Source organism: Bartonella sp. CL63NXGY (assembly GCF_042194905.1).
Taxonomy (GTDB): Bacteria; Pseudomonadota; Alphaproteobacteria; order Rhizobiales; family Rhizobiaceae; genus Bartonella.
This window is the reverse complement of the sequence record NZ_JBHINK010000031.1, coordinates 1-7,677: the sequence shown is the minus strand read 5'-3', so window position 1 is coordinate 7,677 and position 7,677 is coordinate 1. Positions and strand designations below refer to the sequence as shown.

General features: G+C 46.0%; 6 protein-coding genes. All 6 read left to right on the top strand.

All coding sequences use genetic code 11. The features are described 5' to 3' along the window. Positions 1-1,875: DUF4815 domain-containing protein (locus ACFIK0_RS08710; RefSeq protein WP_375663836.1), on the top strand; the 1,875-nt coding region annotated here is incomplete at its 5' end. Positions 1,876-1,889: 14 nt separating this feature from the next. Beyond that, positions 1,890-3,224: a Bgr_08870 family protein gene (locus ACFIK0_RS08705; RefSeq protein ID WP_375663835.1), complete on the top strand. Its 1,335-nt coding sequence runs from the start codon at positions 1,890-1,892 to the stop codon at positions 3,222-3,224. A 136-nt stretch (positions 3,225-3,360) separates the two neighbouring features. After that, positions 3,361-4,644: a phage tail sheath C-terminal domain-containing protein gene (locus tag ACFIK0_RS08700; protein WP_375663834.1), complete on the top strand. Its 1,284-nt coding sequence runs from the start codon at positions 3,361-3,363 to the stop codon at positions 4,642-4,644. A 3-nt stretch (positions 4,645-4,647) separates the two neighbouring features. After that, positions 4,648-5,166 (top strand): phage major tail tube protein, encoded by a 519-nt coding sequence (locus tag ACFIK0_RS08695; protein ID WP_015856800.1) that lies wholly within the window; start codon positions 4,648-4,650, stop codon positions 5,164-5,166. A gap of 9 nt (positions 5,167-5,175) precedes the next feature. Next, positions 5,176-5,589, top strand: a complete 414-nt coding sequence (locus ACFIK0_RS08690) for a hypothetical protein (RefSeq protein ID WP_375613999.1) — start codon at positions 5,176-5,178, stop codon at positions 5,587-5,589. Between the two features lie 131 nt (positions 5,590-5,720). Then, a partial coding sequence (locus tag ACFIK0_RS08685) for a phage tail tape measure protein (protein WP_375663833.1) occupies positions 5,721-7,677 on the top strand: 1,957 nt, incomplete at its 3' end.

The following is a 7,677-nucleotide window of genomic DNA, read 5'->3' as shown; positions in this document are numbered from 1 at the left end:
CTTGCAACCATTACCAACAATTGGCTTGAAACGCCGGTTGTGGTCAATGATGGCACACGGGTTGCCCCCTATGATGAGATGTGGCGCTATTTTCAACGAGTGCTTTCGCTTGATCGATTGATGCAATTAGAGCGTATTAAAAGCAATGTTGACTCTAAAGAACCTGTTGCCAAAAAGGGCATGTTTGCAGACCCTTTTCTTGATGATAGTTACAGAGATGAAGGCTTTCAACAAACGGGGGCTGTAGGCAATGGCATTTTACAGCTCGCCATTGATCCAACCTTTTACACCGCTCATCTGAACGCGCCTGTTACGCTTGACTGGACAAATGAAGTGATCATTGCGCAAGAGTTGACAACGGCTTGCGAAAAAATCAATCCTTATCAAAATTTTGCGACCTTACCTGGTACAGTAACCCTTGAACCCGCGACAGACTTTTGGCATGAACAGCGCACAGATTGGCTCTCGGGTATCACCAATCAAATCATTATGGGAAAACATCGCGGCAGAACTATCCGTAACACAGAAGTGCGTGATGACTTGGTCAATGCACATCAAGAACAAACCGACTTTTTAAGACAAATTACCCTTCACTTTAAAATTGAAGGCTTTGGCAAGTTAGAACAATTAGAAAGCCTCATCTTTGATGGTGTGAATGTTTTGCCAGCGAGCCGCCTTGTTGCCGATAGCAAGGGCACCCTTGAAGGAACTTTTAAAATTCCACAAAACATCACCTCTGGCACAAAAAATGTTGTGGCACGGGGGAAAGGTGGAACCATTGCAACGGGGCTTTTTACAGGGCAAGGTGTAATTGATGTGAAAGTGATGCGGCGCACCACCACTGTGAAAATATGGATGCAATTTGACCCACAAGCGCAAGTCTTTACCCCCGATGAAACACGGCAAATCACCGGTATTGACTTTCATCTTTGCAAAATCGGTAATGAGAACCATGATTTGGTGATTGATTTGGTCACTACAGAAAACGGTTATCCGACCGCCGATATTCAAGCACAAAGCTTTTATTCTATGAAGGGCGCAAAGCTAGGTTGGGCAGAGGCACGCTATGATGTCCCTTTGTTAGTCCCTAATGACCGTCTCACTGCTTTTGTCATTAAAACCGATGATGCTGATCATTCTGTTTCACTGGCAAAGCTTGGGGATTTTGATGCAGAACACCAGAGATACGTCTCGAGCCACCCTTACGTGACCGGTCCACGCTTTTCTTCTGTCAATGCTAGGAGCTGGACCGCCCATCAAGATGAGGCTTTAGCCTTTCGAGTGCTGGCGGCACGCTATACACAAACAGAAAAAACCATTGATCTTGGCACTTTTGACCTTGTTGACTGCTCTGATTTGCAAATACGCGCAGCCATTGAATTGCCTTCAAGCGATTGTTCTGTCATCTTTGAAATTGAACGAAACAATGGCACGGTTTATCAACTTCTTCCCTTTCAATTGCTAAGCCTTACTGAGTATATCAGTGAAAAGATAAAGCTTCGCGCTATTCTCAAAGGCACCGAAAAGCTCTCACCCGTCTTGTTTGCGCCTGTTCAATTGATTGCGGGAAAGATCCATAAGGAAGCTACCTATGTCACGCGTGCTTTTGCCTTTGGGGAAAAAGCAAGATTGACCAGCTATATCAAAACCTTTTTACCAGGTGGTGCAACCTTTTCACTGGAGATGCAACTGGATGATGGTGCTTTCACCCCTTTGAAACTTGACGAAACAGAACAACTCGCTGAACCGCTTTGGACAGAACGAAAATTTACCAGCAGTGATAAAGGCGCCAAACAAGCGCGCTTGAAACTCACGCTTACCGGTGGACCGGCGGCACGGTCAATGGTGCGTGATTTTGGCGCCGGCATATTATGAGGGGAAAATGAGAGATGACAAAAACCAAAAAACTCGACATGGAATTGCCTAAAGAAGGTCGCTTTATCAGTTCTGAATTCCCAATCTTGCGGGAAAACTTGACCAAAATTGATCAAGCTCTTTTGGCTGTTGAGGAAAAGATAAACGAAAAAGCACCTTTACAACACACGCATACCATAAGCGAAATCACAAATTTAGAAAGCGCTCTCAATGGCAAAATGGCAGCGGATAAAACTTTCTCATTTGCTGATTTAAGCGATATCGAAGGCGCAAAAGATGCTGCCAACAATTATGTTCTCTATAAATCAAGCAATAATAACTTCACTTTTGGCAGTGCAATATCATTGTTAGGCGCGCATCAACATAAAACCGAAGATATTGTGGGGCTTGATGATTTTAGAGCCAAAATCAACGAAGATCTCACAAGCTATGGTCGCCTCACAAGTCCAAATGAATGGAAAAATTACAATAAATTTACCAGCAAAGTGACTATGAGTGGTGCCTTAGAGCTTTTGGGCAATTCGTCGTTTAGCCTTATTCATAATGGTGAAACGGTGACAAGTTTAAGCACAAATGGAAGTACCTTGAAAGGACCTTTGAGAGTTGATGGTGAAGCTGTTTATACCAAGGTGCAAGTGGATGCTCTTTTGGATGCTTTAATCAAAAAGCGTAAAGAAGAGTACATTGAAATCGTTATGTTGCAGAGTGGTAATATTCCTTGGCCTGATGGGGTGACAGATGACACTGATATTGAAATCATGGCTTGGGGAGGTGGCGGGAGCGGTGGCCAACGTGGAGGAGGAGGTGGGGGTGAATGTATTTCTTTAAAGATTCAAAAACGCCAATTACAGAATAATGATGTAGTGGCTATTGGAAAAGGCGGATATGGAAATGGTGTTAATGGTGGTAATACGCTAGTTGGTTCTATTCTTACAGCACGGGGTGGTAAGGGGAATAACGGTTATATTGGTGGAAATAGTGGTGGTGGAGTTTCAGGTGGTTATGGAACTGCAAGTGGTAGTAATAATAATGGTTATGCGGGAAAAGAACATCCTTGGCATGGAGGCGGAGGAGGTGGTGGTGGCTTTAATGATAGTTGTGGCGGTGATGGAGGGGATAGTACCTATGGTGGAGCAGGTGGAGGTGGGAGTGGTGGGAGTGGTGGTAGTGGTATAGCTAATAATGGAGGTAAGGGAGGAAAAAGCCAGTATGGTGGCAATGGAGGAAGCGGAGCTGAAAAAGGATATGGCGGCGGTGGCGGTGGCGGTTATCGAGATGGTGAAGATGGAACAGTAAATGGTGCTGGACGGGGTGGTGATGGCGCAGTTAAATTAAAGATCTTTGTATAAGCGTTTAAAGGCTTGTATGCTCTTCCGTCTTTAAGTCCCCTTTAAAGCCCTTTAAAAGGGCTTTTTGACTGACAGTGTCAGACTTATGAAAGGGAGCTCTTGTTGTTATGGTCTCTTCATTGATTTGGAGAGCAAAATGGCAATAGAATTTAATCATGGGATTCGCATTGTAGAGGCTGGTGAGGATTCCCGTCCTTTAGCAACATTTGATCAGACCGCCATTGGAGCGGTTGTTACAGCCCCTGATGCTGACAACCAAGTTTTTCCCCTCGACGAGCCCGTGTTGGTCTTCACCCATGAGACAGAGAAAATCCAAAAGCTTGGGGCAAGAGGCACAGCTCTTGATGTGATTAAAGCCGTGTGCGCGCAGGGGATTGAGGCACAAATTATCCTTGTGCGTGTGGAAGAAAAATCAACCATTGCTGAGACACAAACCGAAATGGTGGGATCCAATACTCACTTGACCGGTGTGCATGCCTTAGCGCATGCGCGGGGGCATTTGGGGGTGGAACCTGGAATTCTCTTAGCACCGGCTTATAGTGCAGGGCGGATTGATAATGGTAAAAACCCCGTGGCAGATGCTTTAGAACAAGTGGCAGAAAAGTTGCAAGCCATTGCTGTGTTCGATACGGGGGGTAAAAACACGGAAGAAAGTCTTGCCTATCGTGCAGATTTTTCCTCACGCTTTTGTTATTTGATTGACCCCTTTGTACGGGTGGCAAATCGTGAGGGGGGTGTTAGTGTTAAACCGGCAAGTCCTTTTGCAGCAGCCATGTTTATCAAACGTGACAAGCAAAGGGGCGGTGTTTTTTGGTCTCCTTCCAACCAAGATGTGCATGGCATTTTAGGGACAGCACGCCCCATTAGCTATTTTGATGGCGAAATTGATCATGAGGCAAATCGCCTTAACCAAGCCGATATTGCGACCTTTATTCCAGCACGGCTTAGCCAAAATGCGCAGGGAGAAGTAGCTTCCAATGGGCGCATTTTATGGGGAAATCATACCACCTCCAGTGATCCACTTTGGCGCTTTGTCAATGTGGTGCGCACCCGTGCAGCCTTGGAAAAAACGATCATTAACAATTTCCGCCCTTGGGCCAATGATGAAAACCTTACTGGTCAACATGTTATTGCCATTACCCGCAGCCTTACACAGTTTCTTGATGATCTGATTGCGCGGGGTGCGCTTTTGGGTGGCCGGGTTTGGTTTGATCGTGATTTAAATTCCAACAGCACTTTGCAATTGGGAAAATTGCGGGTCGAGTTTGATGCAGAAGAAGTGCCACCTTTAGAAGATTTGAGTTTCGGCAGCCGGCGCAATAGCGCTTATTTTGATCGGCTGGCGCAAGATATCCAAAAGAAAATGACTTATCAATTTGGCGATACGCTTGAAACTTATCGCAAAGCAGCAAGGAGTTAAAGCATGACTTTACGCATTGTACGCGGTTTTACCTTGATTGTTGATGATGATGTGAATCTCCATCTTGATCTTGAAACCCTCAAATTACCTACGTTAGAAGAAATCACCGAAACCTATCAACCGGGCGGCTCTGATATGCAAATTGATGTGAGCGGTCTTGGTGTGAAAGCTTTGAGTTTACAAATGAAAATCCGCAGCCACACACCAGAAATTATCGGCATCTTTGGTGGTCCTCCTGGTCTTCGTCATAAATTTACTGGCAAAAAACATGTGATCTCTGAAGAAGATGGACGCGAGCATGAACATTCCATTGATGTGACAGGGCGGTTGGTCAAAGTCGATAGCGAAGGCTTAACAGCTGGAAAAGCGACAGGCTATGATTGCGAGATCAAAAATGTTTGGGACTATACGGAATTTTGGGATGGTTCTGTTTTGCACCGCTTTTCTTTTAAACGGGGCGGCTGGCTTGTCCGCAATGGGCAAGAGATCGGTTCTCGCCGCCGCTCTATTCTCAATTTATAGGAATTGATCATGACAAGTTTACAAACCAGCATTGATGTAGAGTTGCAGGTTCCGCTTCCTTATCAAGATAAAGGTGGCAAAGAATCTCTCTGCAAGAAACTGACCTTTTATCGCCCCACTTTTAAGCATGCCAAGCAATTAGCGGTGCTCATTGGACCACAATTGACAGAGCTGCTGCTTCCTGAGTTTGGAGAGCAAAAAACAACTTTGAGCAATGATGTGCTTATCACGAAGCTTTCTCAAGTTTTGTTCACAAGTGAGGCAACAGAAGGCATCACAGCACTTTTGGCTGATATGTCACGTGAATCTATTGAATTGATTGATCGAGTTGATGTGATGGATATTGTCGCAATATTGAAGGCTTTTTTTGCTTTTTTTACGCAACGCCAATCCTCTCTGCCAGACAATTTGGGGCAGAACTAGCCCTTTATTATCACTGGGCGCCTTCAGAGATTAACCAGATGGATTGGCTGGATGTGATTGCCTATCGAGAAGAACTCGCGCGCCTGAAAGCTCAAAAATATGAAAGCCATCAGTTAGGATAAAGAATCGTCATGGATGTTTCCCTTGTTGTGCGTTTTGTCAATCATCTGCAAGAGGGGATAGCTTCTGCCAAGCGGGATCTTGCAGCCTTTAGTTCAGATGTTGCACATTTCCAAAACAAGACAAGGCAGCATTTTAAAGGGTGGTTTGACCCTGAGCATCTTGAGGATGCGACAAAGAATGCGGAAAATGCTTTTAACCATGCGCGGGGGCGTATGGTGGGTGCGCTTGCGCAAACAGCAACCTTAATTGCACCGCTCTATAAAGCCATGCAATTTGATCAATCGATGAAGGGCTTGGAAAAGGTTCTCGATGCCCCCCTTGATCGCTTAAAGGAATTGCGCCGTTTTGCGCTTGAAACCTCCACCAAGATTCCGCTAGCGGCGCGTGAAGTTTTGGAACTGATGACCAGTGCCAGCCAAGCAGGGATTGGCGAACAAGATCTAGAAGCTTTTAGCATTTATGCCGCTAAAGCAGCTGTAGCTTTTGATATGACGGGAGATCAGATTGGGGAGCGCTTTGCCAAATTGCGCAATGTCTTTAAGCTTAATCAGGTAGGTATTGAAGATCTAGGCGATGCTATCAATCATCTCTCGAACCACATGGCGGCAAAGGCCAGTGAAGTGTCTGATTTTACCAATCGTGCCACCGGTGCGGCAACCATGTTTAAGTTGACAGCGCGGGAAACAGCAGCATTTGGTACGGCGATGATTTCTGCTGGGATTGTTCCAGAGAGTGCCGCGCGTGGTTTTAATGCCATGAGTGCGCGTATTCAGGCAGGAGGCAAACATATTGAAGATGCTTTTGCCAATATCGGGCTTTCCCGCGAAAAATTTATGCAAGATCTGGACAAAGATGCCACCGGCACCTTGGTACGCTTTTTTAATGTGTTGGGTAAATCCGAACAGGGCATGCGCTCGCTGATTGCCATTGCTGGGCGCGATTTTACTGGTGATTTTGCCAAATTGGTGGGTAACCCCGAATTGTTAGGGCAAGCTTTAGAGTATGTGAAAGATCCACAAGTCTTTAAAGGTTCGGTAGAACAAGAAGCAGACAAACAAGCAACCGGTGCCATGCGGCAATTTGAACTCTTACAAAACCGTATTGTGGCTCTGGGCATCACCATTGGTGAAGTGCTTCTGCCTCCTCTCAACAGTCTCATGGAAACTGTTGGTAATTTTACCAATGGGTTGATGGCGTGGGCGAATGCGCACCCAACTTTAACAAGCGCCATTATCAAAACCATTGCCGCCCTCATGGCTTTTAATATTGCTCTGCGCGTGTTGCGCTTTACTCTTGCTGGGACACGCCTTGGGCTTCTTCAATTGATGGGCTCTTTTATCAAGATGGGTGCTGTTAGTCGTGGTGTTGCTGCAAGCTGGCGGGGCTTAGCAGCCGCAGGGCGCTCGCTGGGTTTAATAGCAGCAAGCTTTGGTGGAAGTGCGCTGCGTCTTCTTCGCCCCATGACTTTACTGGTAGGGGCTTTACGGGGGATTGCTGTCTCAGGAAGTGCATTTGCTGCCTCTTTTGGTTGGATGGGGACAGTGATCGAAGTGGTTGGGGCAAGTCTTTCCTCTGTTGTGGGGGGTATTTTTACCCCGATCGGGGCGGTCATTGCTGCTGTTGTGGCTGTCATCCTTGCTGCTGGTTTTGCTTTGTGGAAATATTGGGATCGTTTTTCTTCTTTTGTCAAAGGTTTTGCACGGGGGGTATCTCGGGCTTGGGGGCGTGCCTTTGAAGCCGTCATGCGCTTTTTTGGTGCTGATACCACCACCATCACCAAATGGAAAAATATCATTGCTGCTGCTTTTGATTTCTCTCAAACTTGGCAAAAGTTTAAACAAGAGCTTAGCGCTGTTGTCGAGTGGTTTGGCAATTTGTGGGAGGGCGTTAAACAAAGCTTTTCCAACTTTTGGCAATGGTTGAAGAGTTTTTTTACACAGGAAAAGCTCTCGGATGCTGCCAAGG

What these genes read in the sequence shown, in the direction of transcription:
- ACFIK0_RS08705 (WP_375663835.1), top strand. Translation starts at nt 1,890, where the DNA reads ATGACAAAAACCAAAAAACTCGACATGGAATTGCCTAAAGAAGGTCGC.
- ACFIK0_RS08700 (WP_375663834.1), top strand. Translation starts at nt 3,361, where the DNA reads ATGGCAATAGAATTTAATCATGGGATTCGCATTGTAGAGGCTGGTGAG.
- ACFIK0_RS08695 (WP_015856800.1), top strand. Translation starts at nt 4,648, where the DNA reads ATGACTTTACGCATTGTACGCGGTTTTACCTTGATTGTTGATGATGAT.
- ACFIK0_RS08690 (WP_375613999.1), top strand. Translation starts at nt 5,176, where the DNA reads ATGACAAGTTTACAAACCAGCATTGATGTAGAGTTGCAGGTTCCGCTT.